Annotated in this window: 22 protein-coding genes; 9 read left to right on the forward strand and 13 right to left on the reverse strand. The window is 55.5% G+C overall.

The features are described from left to right. Positions 1 to 32: 32 nt before the first annotated feature. On the forward strand, positions 33 to 560 hold the full coding sequence (gene ppa / locus G516_RS0118595; protein ID WP_028294925.1) for an inorganic diphosphatase: 528 nt from the start codon (positions 33 to 35) through the stop codon (positions 558 to 560). Between the two features lie 76 nt (positions 561 to 636). On the opposite strand, the gene G516_RS0118600 is transcribed toward ppa, so the two are convergent. After that, positions 637 to 1,080, reverse strand: a complete 444-nt coding sequence (locus tag G516_RS0118600) for a PAS sensor domain-containing protein (RefSeq protein WP_028294926.1) — start codon at positions 1,078 to 1,080, stop codon at positions 637 to 639. Positions 1,081 to 1,285: 205 nt separating this feature from the next. On the opposite strand from G516_RS0118600, the gene G516_RS0118605 reads away from it, so the two are divergent. From G516_RS0118605 to G516_RS0118615, 3 genes are all read left to right on the forward strand, one after another. After that, the gene (locus G516_RS0118605; RefSeq protein ID WP_028294927.1) at positions 1,286 to 2,203 is read left to right on the forward strand and encodes a MerR family transcriptional regulator; all 918 of its coding nucleotides are present in this window, start codon (positions 1,286 to 1,288) and stop codon (positions 2,201 to 2,203) included. Continuing rightward, positions 2,200 to 3,210 carry a class I SAM-dependent methyltransferase gene (locus G516_RS23295; protein WP_051219610.1) on the forward strand — a complete coding sequence of 337 codons (1,011 nt, stop codon included), beginning with the start codon at positions 2,200 to 2,202 and terminating at the stop codon, positions 3,208 to 3,210. The genes G516_RS0118605 and G516_RS23295 overlap by 4 nt, the downstream gene beginning before the upstream one ends. Positions 3,211 to 3,275: 65 nt before the next feature. Further along, positions 3,276 to 5,312 (forward strand): TonB-dependent receptor plug domain-containing protein, encoded by a 2,037-nt coding sequence (locus tag G516_RS0118615; RefSeq protein WP_028294928.1) that lies wholly within the window; start codon positions 3,276 to 3,278, stop codon positions 5,310 to 5,312. Between the two features lie 96 nt (positions 5,313 to 5,408). Here G516_RS0118615 and speD read toward each other — a convergent pair whose 3' ends face one another. Both speD and G516_RS0118625 read right to left on the reverse strand, forming a co-directional pair. Next, complete coding sequence (speD, locus tag G516_RS0118620) at positions 5,409 to 6,203, reverse strand: adenosylmethionine decarboxylase (protein WP_028294929.1); 795 nt, start codon at positions 6,201 to 6,203, stop codon at positions 5,409 to 5,411. A gap of 98 nt (positions 6,204 to 6,301) precedes the next feature. Then, on the reverse strand, positions 6,302 to 6,721 hold the full coding sequence (locus G516_RS0118625) for an OsmC family protein (protein WP_028294930.1): 420 nt from the start codon (positions 6,719 to 6,721) through the stop codon (positions 6,302 to 6,304). A gap of 390 nt (positions 6,722 to 7,111) precedes the next feature. Between G516_RS0118625 and crp the strand changes: the two genes are divergently transcribed. After that, the gene (gene crp, locus G516_RS0118630; RefSeq protein ID WP_036537441.1) at positions 7,112 to 7,750 is read left to right on the forward strand and encodes a cAMP-activated global transcriptional regulator CRP; all 639 of its coding nucleotides are present in this window, start codon (positions 7,112 to 7,114) and stop codon (positions 7,748 to 7,750) included. 121 nt (positions 7,751 to 7,871) lie between these two features. Here crp and trpC read toward each other — a convergent pair whose 3' ends face one another. From trpC to G516_RS0118655, 5 genes are all read right to left on the reverse strand, one after another. Further along, positions 7,872 to 8,678, reverse strand: a complete 807-nt coding sequence (trpC, locus tag G516_RS0118635; protein ID WP_028294932.1) for an indole-3-glycerol phosphate synthase TrpC — start codon at positions 8,676 to 8,678, stop codon at positions 7,872 to 7,874. Between the two features lie 21 nt (positions 8,679 to 8,699). After that, a complete protein-coding gene (gene trpD / locus G516_RS0118640; RefSeq protein WP_028294933.1) occupies positions 8,700 to 9,746 on the reverse strand; it encodes an anthranilate phosphoribosyltransferase in 1,047 nt (348 codons plus the stop codon). A 13-nt stretch (positions 9,747 to 9,759) separates the two neighbouring features. Then, entirely contained in the window at positions 9,760 to 10,347 is a 588-nt protein-coding gene (locus tag G516_RS0118645; protein ID WP_028294934.1) for an anthranilate synthase component II, read from the reverse strand. 74 nt (positions 10,348 to 10,421) lie between these two features. After that, positions 10,422 to 11,906: an anthranilate synthase component I gene (trpE, locus tag G516_RS0118650; RefSeq protein WP_028294935.1), complete on the reverse strand. Its 1,485-nt coding sequence runs from the start codon at positions 11,904 to 11,906 to the stop codon at positions 10,422 to 10,424. 247 nt (positions 11,907 to 12,153) lie between these two features. Then, positions 12,154 to 12,822 (reverse strand): HAD family hydrolase, encoded by a 669-nt coding sequence (locus tag G516_RS0118655; RefSeq protein WP_028294936.1) that lies wholly within the window; start codon positions 12,820 to 12,822, stop codon positions 12,154 to 12,156. A gap of 488 nt (positions 12,823 to 13,310) precedes the next feature. On the opposite strand from G516_RS0118655, the gene G516_RS23300 reads away from it, so the two are divergent. Next, on the forward strand, positions 13,311 to 13,670 hold the full coding sequence (locus G516_RS23300) for an HPF/RaiA family ribosome-associated protein (protein ID WP_036537444.1): 360 nt from the start codon (positions 13,311 to 13,313) through the stop codon (positions 13,668 to 13,670). Positions 13,671 to 14,045: 375 nt separating this feature from the next. Here the strand turns inward: G516_RS23300 and G516_RS0118665 are convergent, their stop codons facing one another. From G516_RS0118665 to G516_RS0118675, 3 genes are all read right to left on the reverse strand, one after another. Continuing rightward, a complete protein-coding gene (locus G516_RS0118665; protein WP_028294937.1) occupies positions 14,046 to 15,857 on the reverse strand; it encodes an acyl-CoA dehydrogenase C-terminal domain-containing protein in 1,812 nt (603 codons plus the stop codon). Positions 15,858 to 16,175: 318 nt separating this feature from the next. Beyond that, on the reverse strand, positions 16,176 to 16,787 hold the full coding sequence (locus G516_RS0118670) for a hypothetical protein (protein ID WP_028294938.1): 612 nt from the start codon (positions 16,785 to 16,787) through the stop codon (positions 16,176 to 16,178). A gap of 53 nt (positions 16,788 to 16,840) precedes the next feature. Next, positions 16,841 to 17,104 (reverse strand): hypothetical protein, encoded by a 264-nt coding sequence (locus G516_RS0118675; protein WP_028294939.1) that lies wholly within the window; start codon positions 17,102 to 17,104, stop codon positions 16,841 to 16,843. A gap of 153 nt (positions 17,105 to 17,257) precedes the next feature. Between G516_RS0118675 and G516_RS24175 the strand changes: the two genes are divergently transcribed. Genes G516_RS24175 through G516_RS0118690 form a run of 3 tightly spaced genes read left to right on the forward strand, consistent with a single transcriptional unit; the run spans position 17,258 to position 19,712 of the window. Next, on the forward strand, positions 17,258 to 18,130 hold the full coding sequence (locus G516_RS24175) for a ComF family protein (RefSeq protein ID WP_051219611.1): 873 nt from the start codon (positions 17,258 to 17,260) through the stop codon (positions 18,128 to 18,130). 60 nt (positions 18,131 to 18,190) lie between these two features. Then, the gene (locus G516_RS0118685) at positions 18,191 to 19,177 is read left to right on the forward strand and encodes a serine/threonine protein kinase (protein ID WP_028294940.1); all 987 of its coding nucleotides are present in this window, start codon (positions 18,191 to 18,193) and stop codon (positions 19,175 to 19,177) included. Positions 19,178 to 19,214: 37 nt separating this feature from the next. Beyond that, on the forward strand, positions 19,215 to 19,712 hold the full coding sequence (locus G516_RS0118690; RefSeq protein WP_028294941.1) for an outer membrane beta-barrel protein: 498 nt from the start codon (positions 19,215 to 19,217) through the stop codon (positions 19,710 to 19,712). Between the two features lie 167 nt (positions 19,713 to 19,879). Here G516_RS0118690 and G516_RS0118695 read toward each other — a convergent pair whose 3' ends face one another. Next, a complete protein-coding gene (locus tag G516_RS0118695) occupies positions 19,880 to 21,241 on the reverse strand; it encodes a DUF1329 domain-containing protein (protein ID WP_028294942.1) in 1,362 nt (453 codons plus the stop codon). Between the two features lie 31 nt (positions 21,242 to 21,272). Continuing rightward, a complete protein-coding gene (locus tag G516_RS0118700; protein WP_028294943.1) occupies positions 21,273 to 23,162 on the reverse strand; it encodes a DUF1302 domain-containing protein in 1,890 nt (629 codons plus the stop codon). Positions 23,163 to 23,167 lie beyond the last annotated feature (5 nt).

A 23,167-nucleotide genomic window follows, 5' to 3' on the forward strand; every position in this document is an offset into this window, starting at 1 on the left:
CCCAAACCAAACACTGACCAAGGGAAAACAACATGAGCTACAACTCAGTGTCCGCAGGCAAAGACCTTCCAAACGACGTTTACGTGGTAATTGAAATTCCTGCTAACCATGCGCCGATCAAGTACGAAATTGACAAGGACATGGACTGCCTGATGGTTGACCGTTTTATGGCAACCCCGATGTTCTACCCAGCCAACTACGGCTACATCAACGATACTCTGGCGGGTGATGGCGACCCTCTGGACGTGCTGGTTGTGACTCCTTACCCAGTACAGCCGGGCTCCGTGATCCGTGCTCGTCCAGTCGGTGTTCTTAATATGGAAGACGAGGGTGGCGAAGACGTCAAGCTGCTGGCCGTTCCTCACACCAAGCTGACCAAGATCTACGACGACGTTCAGGACATCAACGATGTTCCTCAACTGCTGCGTGACCAGATTGCTCACTTCTTCGAGAACTACAAGGATCTGGAAGCTGGCAAGTGGGTTAAAGTCCGCGACTGGGGCAATGCCGACGACGCTCGCAAGCTGATCGAAGAATCTGCCGCTGCCTACAAGGGCTAAGCGACGGTTGTTCAAACAGCACGCACAAAAAAGCCGGGTTACCCCGGCTTTTTTGTGGCTGTCAGCTTTGTAGCGGTCAGTTTTGCTTGGCCTGCAGCGCCTCGAACTGACGTTTCAGCTCGACAAATTCCGATACATCTTTTTGTACACCAATGTAATACATCAACTGTTCATCTTCGCTGTACACAGGTGACAAACTCAATTCGTTCCAGAACATCGAGCCATCCTTGCGGTAATTGCGCAGGGTCACCCGCGCCGATTTGCCTTCCTTGATGGCCTGACGAATCTCTTCAATACCCTGCTGCTCACGATCACCGGCCTGCAGGAAACGGCAGTCCTGATAGAGAATTTCATCCGCGCTGTAGCCGGTAAGCCGCTCAAATGCCTTGTTCACATAGATCAGGATGTTGTCTTCACCTTCCTGTTCCGCAATGACAATGCCATCGTTGGAAGCGTCGACGGCTTTTTTAAGCAGATCGAGGTTGATCGGGCCCTGCGGGTCTGTTGGCTGGTCAAACATGAAATATCTCCGCGTATGATGCTGGAAAAGTAATCAGCATGGCGCGTCGGGTCAAGTATTGACGCGCCAAAGTCGCGGCGGGTTTTTACATTAGCGGTAGCAACGAATAGAATCTGTACAACCTTGTATATTGGTTGTTTACCTTGTTTGATCTTTTCCACGTCCGCAAGCACCTGTCCCGCTTGCCAAGCACGAGCGCCCTATCATGACTGGCAGTAGTTCCGAGTCGACTGCGGCTTATTACCCGATCCGCGTCGTAGCATCCGAAACCGGCATCAATGCAATCACACTGCGCGCTTGGGAGCGTCGCTATGGATTGATCGAACCCAAACGCACCGCCAAAGGCCACCGCCTCTACACCGAGCAGGACATCAAGCTGATCAAGCAGATTGTCTCTTTGCTGAACCGCGGTATTCCTATTTCCCAGGCTCAGGCCATGGTCGCCAACGGCGAAACCCTGCCCGACTCCGGCACTGGCGTCAGCAAGCCATCGCAGTGGCAGGTGTACCGTGAGCAACTGGCCAACGCCTGCCAACAGTTTGATGAGCGAGCACTGGCGAAAACCTTCGACGAAGTGTGCCAGTTCTTCCCGGTCGAAATGGCGCTGCGGTTTCTGTTTATCCCCTTTGCCCAGCAACTGCGCGAGCAGTCCACCCATTCTCTTGGCCCTGCCCGCATCAGCCTGTACGAGTCGTTTCTGTATTCGCGACTGGCGTGGCGTCTGTCGGATAACAGCCAACCCGCAGATACCCGGGTATTGATCGCCAACTGCACCCGCGATTCGGAAATCGATCTGCTGTTTGTGGCCTTGCTGGTGCGTCAATTTGGTCTGGGCATTACCCATTTGTCCCACCTCACCACCGCCGAGCAAATCATTCAGCTGATCAAGGAATGCAAGCAGTGGCCGGTGATGGTGCTGCAGGTTGAACGCATGCCTGACAGCAACCACGTGCAGCAATACCGTAAGGTCGCCATCGAAACTGGCATGCCGGTGTTTGTGATTGGCGCTGCCATGGACGCCCACCCGCGCCTGAAAGAGGCCGGTTTGATTCCGCTGATGTCGGACGATTTACAAAATGCGGCCCTCACGGTTCGCGATATTATTGAAGGAATGACGGCATGAGCCAGGCCCCGTATCAACTACTGTGCCGCCACGAAGATTTACACACCGACCGCACGCTGGTCATCAGCGCTGAAGCCAACCTCGACCCGGACTGGGTGCAACTGGCTCGCGACACCGGTGTCAGCCTGCAAAGCTGGAACTGGACCACCTACCAGAATGCCAAACGCCAACTGGGCGAGGACAAAGTCAGCTTTGGGGTACCGGACAACGAGCTGCCGGACAACACCGAACGGGTGATTCTGCTGTGGCCAAAATCCAAGGTATTGGCACAAGCTCTGGTTGAGCAACTGGCCAAAACACCGGACCACCGCTACCTGCCTGAACTCTGGATCGTTGGTGCCAATGACGCCGGCGGCAAGAGCATCAACAACGCATTGAAATCACTGGCCGACTGCGAAAAACAGGACAGCGCCCGTCGCTGTTCGCTGTGGTCAGCCCTGCTGAAACCACAGGAAGGCAGCTTCAACTGGTTGCGACTGGCCAAACCGACCCCCTATAAAGACGATTCTTTCCTGTCGTTGCCCGGCGTCTTCAGCCAGGGCAGCCTCGACGCTGGCACCGAATTGTTGCTGGAAACCCTGCCACCACTGCATGGCAATGCACTGGATCTTGGCTGTGGCAGCGGCATCATCGGTTTGACCACCGTGAACGACAAAACCACCATGACCCTGTCGGACGTCGACGCCATGGCACTACGCAGCGCGGCACTGAACAGCGCCCGCAAGGGACTGGAAGTGAGCATCGTGCCAAGCGACGGCTTGGCCGACATCAGCGGTCGTTTCAACTATATTTTATCCAATCCGCCGTTCCACAGCGGCAAGGAAACGGATTACACCATTGTTGAAACCCTGTTCCGTCAGGCCCGTGATCACCTGACCGTGAACGGCGAAGTCTGGTTGGTGGCCAACCGTCACCTGCCTTACGAAGAGTTGGCCAAGGGGCACTTTTCCCAAATAGAGGAAATGGCCAGCGGCCGTGGTTTCAAGGTTATTCGTCTGCGCCGCTGACCCAACTCATCGCCGCTAATTAGCTTCATTACCACTATCTGGCTCCGCTGTTTAAGGAAGGCCCTATGGATGTTACGCCGACCACTGCCGCCTTCCGTTCAAGTGGGCTCACCTGCTCTCGGCTACCTCGGCTTACCGCACTGCTGCTGATTATCTTTGGCAGCACAGCGGCACAGGCTGCCGAGCGCCTGTATCAGGCCAGCTGGTTTGAAACCAGCCACCCTGATACCGCCATGGACATGCTGACTCGCATTGCCGGCGCCGGACGGGTCAAAACAGCACTGGCCACCGACGACCTGCTGATCGACGGCCTGAATTCCGATTACCAACAAGTTGAGATTAACGGCATCACGGTGCAGTCCAGCGCCAACAGCCTGCATCGGCTGCTCGACCGCATTCCCTCCAGCGAAGTACAAGCCATTGAAGTACGTCGTAACCCAGGTTACGACAGCGACTTTGGCGGCGGCGCTGCGGCCACCATCAACGTCATTCTGAAACAATCTCAACGCCAGCAACTGGACGTGGGTTGGTTACCGGCCACCAGCGACCAGCGCAGCAATCACAGTGGCTCCCTGCATCTGGCCCGCGGTGCCGACGAACACTGGCAACTATCGGCCTCAAAAACCCAGCTCAGCGACACCGTCAGTGGTTACTTTACCGATAACAGCCGTCGCCGCTGGCAACAGCAACGGGAACAACAGGACCTGTTTCTGCGCGCCGGTTATCGGGGCATGCGCAACGCCCGCGCCAGCTGGGCAGCCAACCTGCTGTACTTGCAGGGCCGCCGTCAGTTTCAGCAAAACGCCCTGCCGCTGTCACTGCGGTTCAACGTCCACGAGCCAGACCTCGGTGCCAGTGACTACGACAGTCACAACGCCATGCTGCTGTGGAATCTGCAAACCAGCATCAACTGGGACACCATCAAAAGTCGGCTGATGCTGTCGGGCCAGCAAACTACCGAAGACGTGAACTCCGACTTTTTTGACGACAGCAATCGCCAGCACAGATACAAACTGGAATGGCGTATTCGTGAAACCTGGGATGAGCACCGCTGGTCCGGCAGTGCTTCCTGGCTGATTCGCAAGATGTCGTCACGACTGTCCAACCCGCAACAACCGGACAGTCAGGTGCAATCCTTGTCACTGCTGGAAAACCGCCTATCAGGCCATCTGGCCGACCACTGGCAGGTCACCCCGGATACCCGCCTGACGGTTGGCTTGCGTGTCGACAGCTACGAGCTGAAACAGCAAAACCAGAGTGGCAGCGACAGCGACATTGCCACCGGCACCGCCTGGCTGCCGAACAGCACGCTGGAATATCAACTGGATGATCGCGAGAGCATTGCCCTGTCGATCGGCCAATCCGTCAAGCCGATTCCGGCGGTCGACCGCATTGAGCATCAGGTGCGTGGCTCGGGCAGCACCACCTGGCTCGGCAATCCGGATCTGGACGACGAAATCACCACCCAAAGCCGCATTGAGTACCGCCGCCGCTTTCAGCCAGACCAACCCGCTCACCACTATGGTTTTACCCTCGCAGTCAGTCAGCGTTTGATCAGTCGAGCGCTGTACTACGAGTTTGAACGCAGCAGCCAAAACAACACCGACATGACCACCATCACGCCCAATAACAGTGACCAACCGACGGTAATACGAGCGATTTCGGCCAGCTATGAAAGCCGCCCGGAAGTGTTCGGTGTGCCCTTTACGCTGGCGCTATCAGGCAGCCTGTTCAAGACCGAAGTCCAGCACGACAGCGAGATCAATGGCAGCAACCGCTCCCGTATCAGCCAGACTCCCGACAGCCAATGGAAGCTGTCGTTATCGCACTGGTTTAACCGTCGCCTGAACGCTGGCGTCAGCTGGCAACATCAGGGGCAGTCACGGCAAATTGCCAACGGTGACGACGGCGAAGTCAGCATTCATACCTCCCGCACCGGCCGCTTTCAGGGGCACTTGCACTGGGGCCAGGAACGCGGTTGGTACAGCGCGTTGAAGTTTACCTATCAGCGCGGTGAGCGTTACCAGTCTGACGAAGCCAATTTCACCGTTGACGCCAACCCCGGCTGGCACTGGAGCCTTAATGGCGGCTGGCAGTATTAATTTGCCAGCCCTACCGAAACCCAGGCCAGAAACAAAAACGACAGCCCAAAGGCTGCCGTTCTTTAATTACTTACCTACTCACTTACCTGGAAGCACTTACTCTGGCATGTTGCGGGAGTAGAAGATTTCCAGCATCTCACGACGCAGCTTGCCTTCAATTTCCGTACGCTCTTCGGCTGACAGGTTTTGTGCCGCTTCGCCAAACAGGTAGTTGTCCAGCTCGAAGTCCTTCAACAGCATCTTGGTGTGGAAGGTGTTTTCCTGATACACGTTCACGTCGATCATCTGATAGGCGTTCTGGGTATCTTCGGTCAGGTAGTTCTGGATCGAGTTGATGTCGTGATCAATGTAGTGCTTCACGCCGTCCACATCGCGGGTAAAACCACGCACGCGGTAATCGACGGTCACGATATCGGAGTCGAACGAGTGAATCAGGTAGTTCAGCGCTTTCAGCGGTGAAATCAGACCACAGGTCGACACGTCGATATCGGCACGGAACGTACTGATACCGCCGTGTGGGTGGCTTTCAGGGTAGGTGTGAACCGTAACGTGGCTCTTGTCCAGGTGTCCCACCACAGAATCACGCAGCGGGCCTGGCTTTTCTTCCATCAGGTCTTCGCTGGGTGGTACTTCGTGTTCTGCGATCAGAATCGTTACGCTTGCGCCTTCCGGTTCATAATCCTGACGGGCCACATTCAGAATGTTGGCACCGATAATATCCACTACATCCCCAAGAATCTGGGTCAGACGGTCTGCATTATATAATTCGTCGATGTATTTGATGTACTCCTGACGTTCTTTCTCGTTTTGCGTATAGCAAATATCGTAGATGTTGAAGCTCAGGGATTTGGTCAGGTTGTTGAAGCCGTGAAGGCGCAACTTGTTGTTCAATAGAGTGTCCTCAATTACCCCGCAAAGCGGTGGAGTCAGGTTTCAAACGGTTGCCAGGCAGCCCCGGCAACTTGTGTCGATCAGATGTCGTCGATCTGTCAGTCTTCGATCACTTCATGGCTGTGGGTAATTTCCACGCCCGCTTGCTCCAGCATGATGGACGCTGAGCAGTATTTTTCGGCCGACAGCTTCACCGCACGCTCGACGCTAGCGGCTTTCAGGTCCTTGCCTTTCACCTTGAAGTGAACATGAATTTTGGTGAATACCGACGGTACGCTGTCAGCGCGTTCTGCTTCGATGGAGGCCACACAGTCGGTCACCTGCTGACGTTGCTTGGTCAGAATACTCATCACATCAAAGCTGGTGCAGCCGCCCAGACCCAGCAGCAACATTTCCATCGGACGTACGCCCATGTTGCGACCGCCGTGATCTTCCGGTCCATCCATGACAACGGAATGACCGCTGCCGGATTCGCCCAGGAACATGGCACCATCTACCCATTTGATTTCTGCTTTCATATGTCCTTCCCGACCAGTCACCATCGCCACAACGCATGGCGATTCAAGGTTGCGGAGGGTATCACATAGAAGGAAGTCAGTTAAAACAAAGGTCCCTCTCCAACGTGGCTGCGGCCCGGCTTTTTGGGCCATGGTGATTGCAAAAAATTGTGCTGTTTTGGCAATGACAGGGAACCGGTCATGACTGACGCAGTCGGAACAGGCGCTTGAATCGCAGCCACAGTTACAGATATGGTTTCAAGCTGCTACTTAACAAACTGCACCGATTGTTTGTGACAGGCGTCACCGCCTGAAGCAAAATCGCTAACAGAACGAGCGATAGAGTGAGATACTGAAGCGCTTCTTAAGCTTGATTGTTTCATCATTTCGCAAATGGATTGGAAGCCCGATATGAGCCTGGTTAAACCGCCGCAAAAGGACCCTTACCTGGAAGACTTCCTGAGCCAATGTCACCGTCGTCGTTACCCTGCACGTAGTACGCTGATTTACGCTGGCGAGGAAAGCAACACTCTTTATTACCTGGTCAAAGGATCGGTCAGTGTCATCATCGAAGATGAAGACGGCCGCGATATGATCATGGCCTACCTGAACCCGGGGGATTTCTTCGGTGAAATGGGCCTGTTTGAAGAAGAACAGTCACCACGCACCGCCTGGGTGAAAGCCAAAACCGAATGTGAAGTGGCTGAAATCAGCTATGCCAAGTTCGAGGAAATGGTCAAACTGAACCCGTCACTGATGTTCAAGCTGTTCCGTCAAATGGCCAATCGCCTGAGCCACACCACCCGCAAAGCCGGTGACCTGGTGTTTATGGACGTGACTGGCCGCGTCGCCCGCACTTTGCTGGAGCTGAGCAAGCAGCCGGATGCCATGACCCACCCGGACGGTATGCAGATCAAGATTACCCGTCAGGAAATTGGCCGCATTGTGGGTTGTTCCCGCGAAATGGTTGGCCGGGTTCTGAAAGATCTGGAAGACGGTGGACTGGTGTCTGTGAAAGGCAAAACCATGGTGGTTTACGGCACTCGTTAATCCCTGCCTTCATACCGCCGATGCTCATCGAGCAGATACAAAAAAGCGCTGACATGTCAGCGCTTTTTTCGTTTTCGGACCGGGCTTCAGGGCCGCTTTTCAAACGGCTCTTTCAATCCATTCAGAAGAACAGCTTCTGCAACTCTTCGCCCGGCTCTTCAGCACGCATAAAGGCTTCACCCACCAGGAAACCGTGAACGTTGTGCTGACGCATTTCAGCCACTTCGTCGCGGCCAAAGATACCGCTTTCAGTGACCAGCAATTTGCCCTGAGGCACCATATCCAGCAAGCCGTAGGTGGTTTGCAGGGTCACGTCGAAGGTATGCAGGTTGCGGTTGTTAATGCCCAGCAATGGCGTTTGCAGCTTCAGTGCGGACTCCATTTCCTTGGCGTCGTGCACTTCGACCAGCACATCCAGACCCAGCTCCAGCGCCAGGCCTTCAAGATCTTGCAACTGCATGTCGGACAACGCCGATACAATAAGCAGCACACAGTCAGCACCGATCTGACGGGCTTCGTAAATCTGATAAGGGTCGACCAGAAAATCCTTGCGGATTACCGGCAGAGAGCAGGCTGCACGGGCTTCTTTCAGGTAGTCCTCATGGCCCTGAAAGTACTCGGCATCGGTCAGCACCGACAAACAGGCCGCACCGCCTTTCTCATAAGACTCGGCGATTTGACCCGGGACAAAGTTCTCGCGGATCACGCCTTTTGATGGCGAGGCTTTTTTGATTTCAGCAATCACCGCTGGCAAGCCAGCGTCGACCTTGGCTTTCATCGCCGCGTGAAAACCACGCAGCGCGTCCGGGTCCATATCCAGCGCCTGAGCCTTCAGCTCGTTCAATGGCAGGCTTTTGCTGCGCAAAGCAATTTCTTCCTGCTTGGTCAGCAGGATTTTTTTCAGAATGGTTGGCGTATCGTTGTTCACTGTCAGTTACCTTGCTGGCTATCAGCTTTGCGCGTCTTCAGCGAGGTATTCAGAGAAGCTCGCCAGTTCTTTCATTTTTTCCAGTGCCAGACCCGAATAAATCGCGTCCTGCGCCATGCTGACACCGTCTTTCAGGTTCATCGCCAAACCGGCAACGTAGATCGCCGCACCGGCGTTCAGCGCCAGCATGTCGGCGGCTTTTTCACCCGCCGGGGTTTTGCGTTTGCCGAGTGCGTCACGGATCAGCTCCAGGCTTTGCTCGGCGCCATCAACACTCAGACCTTCCAGGCTCTGACGCTCAATGCCGAGGTCTTCCGGGGTGATGGTCAGCTCACGCAGCTCGCCCATGTAGAGTTCGCAGGCGTGGGTTGGACCCGCGAGGCTGATTTCATCCAGTCCTTCGTCGGAATGCACCACCAGCACATGGCCAGCGTTCAGACGTTGCAGGGTTTCCGCAATCGGCTTGATCAGGTCTTTTGAGTACACACCAATCACCTGATTCGGCACACCTGCCGGGTTGGTCATTGGGCCAAGAATGTTGAACACGGTGCGCATGCCCAGCGACTTGCGCACACCAATGGCGTGCTTCATGGCGCTGTGGTGCATTGGCGCAAACATAAAGCCGACACCCAGCTCTTCGATGCAACGGGCAACCTGTTCGCTGTTCAGTTGCAGGTTCACACCCGCTGCTTCCAGCAAATCGGCACTGCCGGATTTGGAAGACACACCACGGTTACCGTGTTTGGCCACCTTGCCACCGGCCGCCGCCACCACAAAGGAAGACGCGGTGGAGACGTTGAACATGTTAGCACCGTCACCGCCAGTACCGACGATGTCGACGGCGTGCAGCGGGTGTACTTCAACTCCACTGGCCAGTTCGCGCATGACTTTCACGGCACCGACGATTTCGTCGATGGTTTCGCCTTTCATGCGCAGGGCAACCAGAAAGCCGCCCACCTGGGCAGGATCGGCCTGGCCGGTCATGATCTGGTTCATCACCTCGATCATTTCTTCGGTGGTCAGGTTTTCACGCTCGACCACTTTGGACAAGGCTTCACGAATTTCCATTTTGGTCTCCTGTTCAATCCAGTCGCATTTGCAGAAAGTTATTCAGCAAATCGTGGCCGTGTTGGGTAAGAATTGATTCCGGGTGGAACTGCACACCTTCAATCGGCAGTTCCTTGTGACGTACGCCCATGATTTCTTCCATCGAGCCGTCTTCGTTTTCCGTCCAGGCGGTAATTTCCAGACAGTCCGGAATGGTGTCCTTGTCGATCACCAGCGAATGGTAACGGGTGGCCTGATACGGATTGGTCAGCCCGGCAAACACGCCCTTGTCGCTGTGGTGAATGGCCGACAGCTTGCCGTGCATCACTTGCCCGGCGCGAACGATGTCACCGCCAAACACCTGACCAATGGACTGGTGGCCCAGACAGATGCCCAGAATCGGCAATTTGCCGGCGAAGTAACGAATGGCCTCCATCGAGATACCGGCTTCGTTCGGCGTGCATGGCCCCGGTGAAATCACCAGATGGTCCGGGTTCATGGCTTCGATATCTTCAATGGTGATTTCGTCATTGCGAAACACCCGCACATCGGCACCCAGTTCCGCAAAATACTGTACGACGTTGTAGGTAAAAGAGTCGTAGTTATCAATCATTACCAGCATGTTGTGCTCCATCGCGGCCAGCCTGTGCGGCCGCGCTAAAATTCGGTTGAACGGCTATTCGGAAAACTGACGGATCACTGATCCAGTCCGGCTTCGGCCAGAGCCACGGCTCTGAACATCGCACGACCCTTGTTCAGGGTTTCCTGCCATTCCATCTCAGGCACCGAATCGGCCACCAGACCGGCACCGGCCTGAATGTTCAACACACCGTCCTTGATCACCGCAGTACGAATGGCGATGGCAGTATCCATATTGCCGTTCCAGCTCAGGTAACCCACGGCACCGCCGTAAACGCCACGCTTGGTGTGTTCAAACTCGTCGATGATTTCCATCGCGCGGATTTTTGGAGCACCGCTCAAGGTACCGGCAGGATGCACTGCACGCAGTACATCCATGGCAGTAATACCTTCTTTCACCTGACCCGTGACGTTGGACACAATGTGCATCACGTGGCTGTAACGCTCGACCACCATCTGTTCGGTGAGGTTCACCTCGCCGGTTTGCGCCACCCGGCCGACGTCGTTACGGCCAAGGTCAATCAGCATCAGGTGTTCGGCGATTTCTTTCGGATCGGCCAGCAGCTCTTCTTCCAGCGCCTTGTCTTTTTCCGGGGTATCGCCACGCTTGCGGGTACCGGCAATCGGACGCACGGTGACTTCGCCGTCTTCCAGACGCGCCAGAATTTCCGGCGAAGAACCCACCACGTGGAAGTCATCGAGGTGCAGGCAGTACATGTAAGGAGACGGATTCAGGGTGCGCAGGGCACGGTAGATATTGACCGGATCACCACTGAATGGCACCTGCATGCGCTGCGACAGCACACACTGCATGATATCGCCGGACAGCACGTATTCCTTGACCGATTCCACCGCCGACTTGAACTCATCCGCGCCGTACACCGACTGGAAATCTTCTTCAGCCACGGTACGGGATTCCGCCAAAGGCTGACCAATTGGGCCGGAATATGGCGTCCGCAGGGTTTCGCGCAGCTGCTCCAGACGTTGCTGGGCCTTGTTGTACGCGTCGTCCTGCTGTGGGTCGGCCAGCACAATCAGGTTGAGCTTGCCGCTGAGGTTATCGAACACCACCACTTCTTCAGACACCATCAGCAGGATGTCCGGCGTGCCGATTTCATCCGGCGGGCAGGTTTTCATCAAGCGCGGCTCGATGTAACGCACGGTGTCGTAACCAAAGTAGCCCACCAGACCGCCCTGGAAACGTGGCAGACCTTCGAGGTCGGGCACCTTGTAGCTTTGCTGCAATTCGGAGACGTATTCCAGCGGGTCTTTTACGTCCAGCTCGCTGACGATTTGGCCGTTTTCAAGGCGCGTCACACGATGGCCTGAGACCTTGATCACTTCGCGGGCAGGCAAGCCAATGATCGAATAACGGCCCCACTTTTCGCCGCCCTGGACAGACTCAAACAGGTAGGAATACGGCGCATTGGCCAGTTTCAGGTAAGTGCTCAGAGGCGTGTCGATATCAGCCAACACCTGGCGTGCAACAGGAATACGGTTATAGCCCTGCTCAACCAGTGAGTTAAATTCTTGCAGTGTCATATGGGTAGGAACCTGATAGAAATTGTAAACGCAATTAGAGATGCCCACGCGGGCAGATAGGCGATGCGTTTACCACCATCGACGGACGAGCAGTTGACCTTTTTGCAGAGGGCAGTTGAGTGGGTAAAACACCACGAGCTCCCGGATAATTATTTTGACAAGACCTGCATCATAACAGATGACCGAAGCACGGCAAGCCAGCAAGCAAGCCGTTTCTGGCACAGCGGCCAGCCCAACAAAAGGCGGTTCAGTTACGCCAGTCCAGCGATGGCCAACCGTTCAGCTCCGCGGCCTCACGCAGCCGCTTGTTAGGATTCAGCACCACCGGCTGGCCAACCCGTTCCAGTAACGGCAAATCAGCATGGCTATCCGTGTAGAAGGCAGCATCACTGAAGCGAAGGCCGCGCTCGCGCAGAAACGCTCGCGCCAGCCCCACCTTGCCATTGCCATAACACAGCGGTCGCTGCAAACCGGTGATTTTGTTATCCACCACCCGCAAACAGTTACTGATGACGTGTTGAATGCCCAGCGCGTCGGCGTAGGCCCGGGCAACGTACTCGTCGGCACCGGTAATCATCACAGGCTCAATACCTTGACGCTGGTAGCCATACAGCAAGGAAGCCGCCTGGGGATAGATATGCAGATGGCCGCGCTCCAGAAAAAACTCGTCCACCCGCTGTTGGTAATCGGTCAGAGCCATGCCGCGAGCGCGGGTTTTGTAATAGTGCGACAAGCGCCAGTGGGTCACCCGGCCTTTCTTGTAGGCACGGTACAACGACGCCAGAGCCAGCGTGGCTTCAACCAGCGCCCAGCGTTCGCGGCGAACCCGCCACTTGATCCAGAGGCTGTTAGCATCCTTGTTGATCAAAGAGTCGTCGAGATCAAAAAAAACGACCTTGACTGGATATACCTGCATGACCTGAATTCCTGTCAATGAACCGCCAGACTAACACGCATCCAACCCGCGCCGTAGCTTGAAACACTCTAGTCAACAGACTTATGAACAAAGCCACATTTCATTTGGCTGAGCCACAAACCCACATCAATTTGGCTCGTTTATTCACACAAATATGACAACCAGACGATTGACGTGATGACAACTTGATGTAATCTGAAGGTGAAGTCACGGAACAAACCGACTTCCGAATGATCACAAAATCAGGCTTTGGCAAAAACAGAATTTAGCTATCAAGCCTATGATTTTTAAGGTTTTTACACTCTACAACTTTGGCTACCAAAGAGGAGGACGCAATCCGAACAGGGCATGCGGTAAAGACTGAGGCCATCGTCAACAAGGCCCGGCCATTCGTATGCCAGCAAATAAACCGCGGGCGACAGGTCAACACGCCGTCACCCACCGCCGAATATCCGGCATCGCCTTATGCTTGTTACTAAGGAGCGTTTATGAAAGGTCTGGCAATCAGTTTTCGTGACATCGAACATTCAGATGCGATTGAGAACACCATTCGCGAAAAAGCCGACAAACTCACCTCCACCTATGACGACATCACCGGCATTCGCGCCGTCGTCGCCATGCCACACAACCACAGTTACAAAGGCCGATTGGCGCATGTATCTCTGGAAGTCGGTTTACCCGGCGAGACCGTGGCAATTACCCACGACAGTCACGACAGCCCAGAGCATGAGGATATGTATTTTGCCGTGCGCAATGCCTTCGACAAGGCCCAGCGCAAGATTCGCAAAATCCACGAGCGTCGCGTCGACAGCAAGCGCCGCTCCGGGCCAACCGCCCACACCGCCTGAACAGGCGCGTTAACTCACCAACTTGAAAGCCAGCCTTGCGCTGGCTTTTTTGTGCCCAGCCGTTTTGTCGGATGGCGCAAGCTTATCCGACATGCATAACGGTTGAGTATTGTAGGTCCTATGAAGACGCGCAGCGGCTGCCATCGGATGGGCCTCGTTGCAATGGTTTTGTCGGATGGCGCAAGCTTATCCGACCTACGTAACGGTGGAGTTTTGTAGGTTCGATAAAGACGCGAAGCGGCTGCCATCGGACGCCGTAGCAAGTATCTGTTTAGCATGAGTCACTCGGACAGGCAGCCACAAAAAAGCCGCTCGGGTGAGCGGCTTTGATGTAGCACATAAATAAAAGCTGCGATGCCTTACAGGAAGACCTGCTTACAGGAAAGCAAAGTCGTCTTCTTGCAGGGACATCAGGCTGGCAGAGCCGGCGGTCATGGCAACCGCATGGGCCTTGGTGCGCGGCAGGATACGGTCGAAGTAGAACTGAGCCGTTTGCAGCTTGGCCTTGTAGTAGGCTTCTTCCGTGGTACCCGCATCCAGTTTCTGCTGCGCGACTTCGGCCATACGTGCCCAGAAGTAACCCAGTACGATGTAACCGGAGTACATCAGGTAATCCACTGCAGCGGCACCCACTTCGTCGCGGTTTTTCATCGCGCCCATACCAATTTTCATGGTCAGGTCGCCCCACTCTTTGTTCACTTCTGCCAGTGCTTTTTGCAGCTTGGTCACCTGCTTGCTGGAACCACCTGCTTTGCAGAACTTGTGAACGATCTTGGTGAAACGACGCAGGCTGGCGCCCTGGGTCATCAGCACCTTACGACCCAACAGGTCAAGGGCCTGAATACCGGTGGTGCCTTCGTAGATGGTGGCGATACGAGTATCACGCACCAGCTGTTCCATACCCCACTCGGCAATAAAGCCGTGACCGCCGTATACCTGCATACCCAGGTTGGTGGCTTCGCAGCCCGCTTCGGTCAGGAAGGCTTTGGCAATTGGCGTCAGGAAGCTCAGCAGTTCTTCAGCTTCTTTACGCTCGTCTTCGGTTTCTGCTTTCTTGACGATGTCGTTCTGCTGGGAAGCGAAGTACACCAGCGCACGGCTGGCCTCGTTCAGCGCTTTCTGGGTCAGCAGCATACGACGTACGTCCGGGTGAACGATGATCGGGTCAGCGGCTTTTTCCGGTGCTTTCGGACCAGTCAGGGAACGCATGGCCAGACGTTCTTTGGCGTAAGCCAGTGCGCCCTGGAAGGAAGCTTCCATCGCAGAGGAACCTTGCAGTGCTGTACCGATACGAGCGGTGTTCATAAAGGTGAACATGCAGTTCAGACCCTTGTTCTCAGGGCCAATCAGCCAGCCTTTGGCACCGTCGAAGTTCATCACACAGGTGGCGTTACCGTGGATACCCATCTTGTGTTCCAGCGAGCCACAGCTCACGGCGTTACGGTCGCCCGGCGTGCCATCTTCGTTTGGCAGCTGCTTTGGTACGATGAACAGGGAAATACCCTTGGTGCCTTCCGGAGCACCCGGCAGACGCGCCAGTACGATATGGACGATGTTCTCGGCCATGTCGTGTTCACCCGCGGAAATAAAGATTTTGGTACCGGTAATGCTGTAGCTGCCGTCGGCGTTTGGCTCAGCCTTGGTTTTCAGAATACCCAGGTCGGAGCCACAGTGCGGCTCGGTCAGACACATGGTGCCGGTCCACTCACCGGATACCAGTTTGGTCAGGTAGGTTTCTTTCTGTTCCTGGGTGCCGTGCAGGTCGATGGTGTTCATCGCACCGTGAGACAGACCCGGGTACATGCCCCATGACCAGTTGGAAGAACCAACCATTTCGGAAATAACAATACCGAGGGACTCCGGCAGGCCCTGACCGCCCCACTCTTCTTCGTGGGCCAGCGAAGGCCAACCGCCTTCAACGAATTTGGCGTAGGCTTCCTTGAAGCCTGTCGGGGTTTTCACCGAGCCGTCTTCTTCATTACGCACACAACCTTCGGTGTCGCCAACACGGTTCAGTGGCGCCAACTCCTGCTCACAAAAACGGGCACCTTCAGCAATGATGGCATCAACCATTTCCGGCGTTGCGGTTTCCGCATAGGCTGGAATGCTGGCGTAGTGCGACGGCATATCCAGCAGTTCATCCATTACGAATTTAATTTCACGCAGGGGAGCTTTGTAATCTGGCATCTCGTTTACCTCGTCGCCTTACTCGTTGTTTGGCCGGTTTGGGAGTTCCGACTCAAATTCAGTTATCAGTGTAGCTGTTTGTTTTTATATCTGATGGTCGTTAGCAGAAGACCATCTTAACCATTTGATAATTTCAAACAAGTGTTTGAAACATACGTTCGCTTCATGGCGAAGTCAAGCGTTTGCTGTGCGAAAGTCAGACAAGTGTTTGAATCAGAATATCCACCCGGGCACGCGGCGGCGAGAAATATTGCGTAGCAAAATTGTGTCGGGATGCTTCAGAGGATCATCAGGGACGATGACAGTGGCAGATGTGTCTTACACGTGTTCGTCGAGCAAGGCTTCGATGTTCACAGGGCCGCCCAGCTGGCTTACCTGCAACAGGGTTTCGGTGGCCTGACGCAGCCGGGCGTTGGTTTCGGCAAAGCGTTCAGCTGCGGTTGGTTTGTCTTGTTGCTCTGCTCGTTCTTGTTCCGCTCTGGAATCAGATTGGCCTTCGTCACTTGAACGGGCCTCGGCGATAGCATCATTGGCGGCGTCATTCGCAGCATCGCTGTTCAGTCCAAAGGCTTCGGCCGCATCAACGATAAAAACCCGACCGTCCATTGCCGCTTGTTCCATTTGGCTCAAGGGCAGCTCGGGAGCCGCGGACTGTGTGTCGGTGTCCATGTCTATGTCAGCATCTAAATTCATGCTGGCCGAGCCAAGACCAACCACCGAAGGTGATGACAACGCGTCAGCACCTGCACCCGCAATACCGGAAGTGGTATTTGCAGGCAGCAGAGTTGCCGTGCCGGATTCAGCCGCGAAGGCAGCGCCAGAGGAACTGCTTAAGGAAGCCGACGACAGGTCGGCCGCTTCCCTCAGTTCATCTTCGCGCTGTTGGCGATACTGATCCACACGTTGTTGTTGCTGGAGCTCCTCCAGCATTTTCTGCAGGGATTCTTGATCCCGGGCGGAGTCGGTCGTCTCGTCAGGAGACGTCAGGCTTGGGTATCCAGCAAACTGCCCAGCTGAGTATTCTGAGCTTCGATTAGCTTCCCGGCTGCGCCCACCAGTTGCTTTCCCTCTTGCATGTCCACAACCGCTTCGGAAATGGATGAGGTTTCGTCAACGGGCCTCTGCGTCGTCGAATCTGCCACTTGTTGCGCGGCGACCGTCAGCTTGTTGTCGGCCTGGCCAAATGCCTGGCTGGCCTGGGAATAGCCGTTGGTCATTACCGAGCCGCTGGTAGAACCAATATTCATGGCGTGCTCCTGTGTTGAACGGGTGAATAAATGCATGTGTTCTGAATCAACACTACGCTTTGTTCAAAAAACAACCACAGAGTTTGGTAACAGCCCTGTACAAAATGTAAGCTGAGTTCAGATAGTCAGTCAGATTTGTACAAGGATGTACTTATGGCCCCCTCAAGTTTTTTAAACAGCGTCAGACAGCGCTGGCAACAAACACGAGCGACCGTTTTTCAGTCCAACGGCCAGTTGAATCCGGCTGCCAACAGCAGCGGCGGTAGTAACCCACCGAGTTTGAATGCCTTCGCACTGTGCGAAATCTGTTTATCGTCGCTGCAAGGCTGTGCCGGATTTATCTGCAACGACTGCGAACGCTGGTTGTTGCAAGCCGCACCGGCAGCGCAATCCAGCTGCAGCCAGTGCGGCGAAATCAACCTGCAACAAGCGACACCATTGAACGGCTTCTGGCGCTGCCGTCCCTGCCAACAACAGTCTCCTGCGTTTGATTACAGCCATCACACCGCGCTCTACGCCGGTCCCGTCATGCACTGGGTTCAGCAAGCCAAGGACAAGCACAACAGCCAATGGATGCTAAAGCTGGCACGCTGGATGGCCCGTTACCCACCAGCACAGTTAAGGGCTGTTGATCGCCTGATTCCGGTGCCTTCCAACCGCTGGCGTCGCTGGCAGCGTGGCTTTGACCCGGCCGGAGTGCTGGCCGACGAGCTCGCCCGGGTTCACCAACTGACCGTCGACAAGCAGCGTTTGGAACGACTCCCTGGCCATGGCCAACGAGGCCTGAATCGCGTCGAACGACTCGGCAACATCCGCAGCAGTTACCGCCTGACCAACGTCGAATCCGCCAGCAGCCAGCCCCTGGCAGGCCAGCATGTCATGATCGTCGACGATGTGATGACCACCGGTGCCACGGCCGATGGGCTGGCGCAACTGCTGAAGCAACAGGGCGCTGCCATTGTCGGCGTCTGGACGCTGGCCCGAACCCCACCTCCCGGTTGGTTTGTGCGCACACGCCGGGAATGATCAAAGCAAGCCAGCCGCGTGCTTGTCAGGCATAATCCGGCCATTATTGCGGAGAACCTCATGACCACAGATAGCCACCCTTATTCCCGATTGTCCCAGGAAGACGTTATGGACGCCGTGGAGGCATTGGGCCTCTACACCGACGCTCGCGTATTTCCCCTCAACAGTTACGAAAATAGGGTGTACCAGGTCGGCATCGAAGACGATAACCCGGTGATTGCGAAGTTTTACCGCCCCGGCCGTTGGTCGCGCGAGAGCATTCTGGAAGAGCATCAGTTCATGCTGGAGTTGCAGCAAGAGGACATTCCCGTGGTCGCACCGCTGACGTTCGACGAGCGCAGCCTGTTTGATCACAAGGAATTTATGTTCACCCTGTTTCCCCGCCGTGGTGGCCATGCGCCGGAACTGTCATCCAAACAAGATCTGGAGCTACTGGGCCGCTGGCTGGCGCGTATTCATCAGGTCGGTGGCTGGCAGGAGTTTCAGCATCGCCCTCGCATTGCCGGAGCTGACGATATTCGTTGGGCTGCGGAAACCGTGCTGAACTCCGGCATGATGCCGGAAGACTACCGCGCGGTGTACGAAAGCCTCTGGCCACAACTGCAAACGCTGGTGCAACAGCAGTTTGATGGCTGCGATTTCCGCTCCATTCGCCTGCACGGCGATTTGCACACCGGCAACCTGCTGCTGCGCGACGAGCAACTGTGGCTGGTCGACTTCGACGACTGCCTGCAAGGGCCTGCGATGCAAGACATCTGGATGCTACTGAGCGGCTCTCGCGAAGAGCAACTGGAACAGCTGGAGGCCATTCGTCAGGGCTATGAAATGTTCCGTCCATTCCCCTACCACGAGCTGCGTCTGGTCGAAGCCCTGCGCACCTTGCGGGTAATGAAATACGCGGCCTGGTTGAGCCAGCGTTGGGACGACCCGGCCTTCCCGATTGCCTTCCCGTGGTTTGAAGGACACCGCTTCTGGTCAGAGCATTTGCTGACCCTGCGTGAACAGGTTGCGGCACTTTATGAGGAACCTTTGGCCCTGTTTGGCTGACACATAAGGACATTCAGTAATACAGGACTCGTCATTTATGGCATCCACGTTGAATAAGACCCTGATCGCCGCCGCCATGACAGCGGCATCTGCTACCGCCCTGGCCGATGACCACACCGACCGTTTGTATCTGGGCGGCAGCTTCAGCTACAACACCATCGACTCCCCGTTTGATGGCGGCGACAGCATTGATGCAACGGGTATTCAGGGTTTTGGTGGCTACCAGCTGGGGCAGTATTCCGGTGGTCTGTCGACCAAGGTGGAGCTGGGCTTCAGCCAAACCGATGACTTCGACAACACCAACGAAGACATCACCGGTGTCTGGGTCGCCATGGTGGGTGAAAAAGAACTGCCGGAAGTCGATCCCAACCTGTCACTGATTGGCCGCGTCGGCCTCGACTTTGGTGATGACGATGGCCTGCTGACCGGCTTTGGTGTTGGCTACGACATCAGCGACCGTCTGGAAGTGCGTGGGGAGTTTGTTAACAAGGATGCTTCCAACCAGTATCTGGCGAGCTTGCTGGTCCACCTGTAACAGCCAGCCAAGCCTATTCCTGGCTGACGTCTTGCTGGCCCGTCTTATTCGACAGCCCTGCAAGGTGCAAAATCCGGACACAAAAAAACCGGCAAGTTAGCCGGTTTTTTTGTGTCTGAAAGTCGACGTTTAACGTCGACTTTCAACGGCGTTTTAGACAACGCCTGTTAACGACGACCTGAGCGACGCAATGCCGAGGTGGTGTAGTCACGGGAAGAACGCTCGATACCAAACTTGTAGGTACCGTCTTCCTCGTTATCCAGACCCAGCGCCAGGTAACGACCAGAGGTCAGATCGTACAGCACTTCAAGACCGGTCCACGGCACGTTGGCCTGGTAGTAGCTCACCTCGTGACCTTCAGCCACACGCCACAACACACCACGACCGTCGTAATGGTCGATGATGCCGGCTTGCCAGGTATCTTCATCCAGGTAGAAGGTACGCTTGGCGTAAATATGGCGGTTGCCGTCTTTCAGAGTGGCTTCCACTTTCCATACCCGGTGCAGTTCATAGCGGGCATGATCCTGATTGATGTGACCTGCCTTGACGATGTCATCGTACTTCAGGTCGCCGGATTCCAGCTTGTAGGCGTTGTACGGAATGTACATTTCCTGCTTGCCCACCAGTTTCCAGTCGTAGCGATCAGGTGCACCGTTGTAGAGGTCGAAGTTATCCGAGGTACGCATACCGTCGGAGGCCGTTCCCGGAGAATCGTAGGCAATGGTCGGTGCGCGACGAACCTTACGAGAGCCGGCGTTGTAGATCCACGCCTTACGCGGTTCTTTCACCTGATCCAGGGTTTCGTGCACCAGCAGTACGTTACCGGCCAGACGCGCTGGCGACAGTACATCCTGCTTGAAGTAGAACAGCACGTTGTCGTCTTTGCCCGGCTCGTAGTCGGTCAGTTCTTCACGGAAGGTAAATTCCTCACCGAACTGCACCAGCGTGTAGTCGCCGTTGGCCTGCGGTGTTACCTGACCCACAGTACGCTCAACGCTACCACCACGGTAACGAACGATATGGTTCCAGATGGCTTCGAGACCATTTTGTGGAATCGGGAATGGCGTGCCCATCACGTAGTTCTTGAGGCCGTTACCGCCGTCTACCAGCTCGGTTTTGCTGGCGTTTTCAATGCTGGCATCGTAGATGGCCTGCGGGTACGCCGCAGTACGATGGGTTGGGTACACCGGCATACGGTAGGTATCCGGGTACTTCTTGAACATCGCCTTTTGGCCTTCGGACAGCTTGTCGGCGTACTGCATGTAGTTTTCAGCAGTGATCACAAACAGCGGTGTTTCGTCGGCAAACGGGTCCACCAGCTTGCCGCCTTCTTTATAGCCTGCTGGCGGGGTTTGCAGACCACCGTTCCAGGCCGGAATATCGCCAGCAGCGGCTTTCTGCGCGCCCACCGGGGTCAATTCACCGCCCAGCTTGGCAGCTTCAGCGGTCGATACGGCTGCATGCGCTGCGGTCCCCATCAGGGACAGCAGCAAGGCGCCACTCAGGGTTCGAATCGATGTTTTCAACATTCTTATATCCTCACTAGGTCGCCTGAGCCAATCAGAAAGAGTACTTCGCAGACAGGGTGATATTGTCGCGATCTTTCATCTGGTTGTATTCGCCACCAGTATAGTTGGTGTAGCTCAGGTCGATGGACGTCTGGTTCATGTATACAAAGCGCAAGGTACCGCCGGTGGTCAGACGGTTGTTAATGAACTGAGCGCCCGGCTCAGGACCATTACCCTTGTCGTAGGCCAGTGACAGAATCGGTGTGATGTTCACCCCTGCAAAGGCGTTGTTGTAATCCAGTGCCGCACGCAGGCGAATACCACCGGACCACTTTGTGACATAACCATCGTCGGTACAGTTCGCCAAATGGGCGTTTTGGCCGGAATTATCAGCACCGGTTGGTGTGGTATCCGCAGTACAGTAGTTGGTGTCGCCGAACACGCCGTCGTTGTTACCGATACCCCAGGCACCGGAACGGCCATAACGGGCGTCGTCGGTGGATGGCAGGTCTGGAATGTAAGCCACACCGGCCTCACCCACCAGCGCCATACGGTCTGCACCGAACACGCGGTCGAAGATGGTGATGTAAGTGGTCTGGAACTGCCACATATCGTACTCATCGTAGCCTTTGGCCAGCTCACCGCTCAGTGCAGTTGGATCGCCACCCACTTCTTCCAGACGACGCTGGTACATACGGCTGTATGGCGCCGCGTTACCTGCCAGCAGCAGCTCGAACGCGTTCCACTGCAACGGCATATCCGGCTTGTAGCTCAGTTCACCGGAAACCGATGCACCGCTTTCGGTTGCCGTGGCAAAGCTCAGCCCCATGATCTTCAGATCTTCCGGATAGGAAATCTGATACATCGGGTATTTGCTCTGATAGGTCGCATTGGCGTTGTAAGCCGCATGTTCTTCGTAATTCACCACCACACCGTTGATGTACGGCAGACGGCTGTGAATGTTCATGTAGTAGGCACCGAATTCGGTGTCACCCAGTGCTTCGGAATACCAGCGGAAGGCCAGACCGTACTGGCCCTGGTTATCCGGTGTATCGTCTTTCATGCGTTCGGCAACCGGAGCAACCCGGTCGGTCATGGCAACACCATTGGCAATTTCGTTATCACGGAATTCAATGATGTCACGCTCGTCAGCAACACCGGCCAGGATTACCGGGCCACAGCCGTCGGCAACAAAGTCAGCGGTAGAGAAGAAGGTTCCGCAAGCGTCGGTACGGGTCTTTTCCCACTGCAGTTGATAGAAGGCTTCAAACGACAGATCTGGCGTCAGGCCTACGGAGGTGTACAGCATGTTGACCGGCAGCAGTGCTTCTTTCAGCTCGGCACCCGGCTTACGGAATGCCGAAGCATCAACCGGGTTAATGCTGTTCACACCGCCCTGAATAAAGGTGCTTTCACCCCAGCTCAGAACCTGACGACCGGCACGTACCAGCACCGGGGTGTAACCAATTTCGAAATCGGCCCAGACGTAGGCGTCCAGCAAATCCCAACCGCTGCCCGCAGCGTCTTTGGTCTCGTCACTGTATTCCTTGAACTGCGGATCGCCGTTCATGATGGCATCGTCATAGAAAGCACGGGCACGGAAGAAACCGCCGTAGTTTTCGTAACTGATGTCGAGGTCACCGCTCCACTTGATGGTGCGGGTGTACATGTCGCCCTTGTTGTAGTTCAGGGTTCCATCATCGTAGTTGTACGAGGAGCCGGAGCCGCCGTTACCCGTCGCCGTGCCGTTGGCAGGCATGATCTGGTAAGCACCCGGGTCTTGGGTACGCCAGCCAACACCCGCACTGATGGTGTTGTCGATGCGCACATCGGCACCGGCCAGTTCAAATTCCAGGGCGTTAGCGGATGCCATGGTCACCGCCGTTACAGCCAACGCCAGCGGGGCTTTTTTGAAGACGATATTCATCGCTTTGCTTTTCATATTGT

Origin of the sequence: Oceanobacter kriegii DSM 6294 (genome assembly GCF_000422845.1) — a bacterium.
In the GTDB taxonomy this organism is placed as follows: domain Bacteria; phylum Pseudomonadota; class Gammaproteobacteria; order Pseudomonadales; family Oceanobacteraceae; genus Oceanobacter; species Oceanobacter kriegii.

Bases quoted from the DNA above. Each gene is read 5' to 3' on its own strand.
- ppa (WP_028294925.1), top strand. From the start codon at position 33: ATGAGCTACAACTCAGTGTCCGCAGGCAAAGACCTTCCAAACGACGTT.
- G516_RS0118600 (WP_028294926.1), bottom strand. From the start codon at position 1,080: ATGTTTGACCAGCCAACAGACCCGCAGGGCCCGATCAACCTCGATCTG.
- G516_RS0118605 (WP_028294927.1), top strand. From the start codon at position 1,286: ATGACTGGCAGTAGTTCCGAGTCGACTGCGGCTTATTACCCGATCCGC.
- G516_RS23295 (WP_051219610.1), top strand. From the start codon at position 2,200: ATGAGCCAGGCCCCGTATCAACTACTGTGCCGCCACGAAGATTTACAC.
- G516_RS0118615 (WP_028294928.1), top strand. From the start codon at position 3,276: ATGGATGTTACGCCGACCACTGCCGCCTTCCGTTCAAGTGGGCTCACC.
- G516_RS0118625 (WP_028294930.1), bottom strand. From the start codon at position 6,721: ATGAAAGCAGAAATCAAATGGGTAGATGGTGCCATGTTCCTGGGCGAA.
- crp (WP_036537441.1), top strand. From the start codon at position 7,112: ATGAGCCTGGTTAAACCGCCGCAAAAGGACCCTTACCTGGAAGACTTC.
- trpD (WP_028294933.1), bottom strand. From the start codon at position 9,746: ATGGAAATTCGTGAAGCCTTGTCCAAAGTGGTCGAGCGTGAAAACCTG.
- G516_RS0118645 (WP_028294934.1), bottom strand. From the start codon at position 10,347: ATGCTGGTAATGATTGATAACTACGACTCTTTTACCTACAACGTCGTA.
- trpE (WP_028294935.1), bottom strand. From the start codon at position 11,906: ATGACACTGCAAGAATTTAACTCACTGGTTGAGCAGGGCTATAACCGT.
- G516_RS0118655 (WP_028294936.1), bottom strand. From the start codon at position 12,822: ATGCAGGTATATCCAGTCAAGGTCGTTTTTTTTGATCTCGACGACTCT.
- G516_RS23300 (WP_036537444.1), top strand. From the start codon at position 13,311: ATGAAAGGTCTGGCAATCAGTTTTCGTGACATCGAACATTCAGATGCG.
- G516_RS0118665 (WP_028294937.1), bottom strand. From the start codon at position 15,857: ATGCCAGATTACAAAGCTCCCCTGCGTGAAATTAAATTCGTAATGGAT.
- G516_RS0118670 (WP_028294938.1), bottom strand. From the start codon at position 16,787: ATGCTGGAGGAGCTCCAGCAACAACAACGTGTGGATCAGTATCGCCAA.
- G516_RS0118675 (WP_028294939.1), bottom strand. From the start codon at position 17,104: ATGAATATTGGTTCTACCAGCGGCTCGGTAATGACCAACGGCTATTCC.
- G516_RS24175 (WP_051219611.1), top strand. From the start codon at position 17,258: ATGGCCCCCTCAAGTTTTTTAAACAGCGTCAGACAGCGCTGGCAACAA.
- G516_RS0118685 (WP_028294940.1), top strand. From the start codon at position 18,191: ATGACCACAGATAGCCACCCTTATTCCCGATTGTCCCAGGAAGACGTT.
- G516_RS0118690 (WP_028294941.1), top strand. From the start codon at position 19,215: ATGGCATCCACGTTGAATAAGACCCTGATCGCCGCCGCCATGACAGCG.
- G516_RS0118695 (WP_028294942.1), bottom strand. From the start codon at position 21,241: ATGTTGAAAACATCGATTCGAACCCTGAGTGGCGCCTTGCTGCTGTCC.
- G516_RS0118700 (WP_028294943.1), bottom strand. From the start codon at position 23,162: ATGAAAAGCAAAGCGATGAATATCGTCTTCAAAAAAGCCCCGCTGGCG.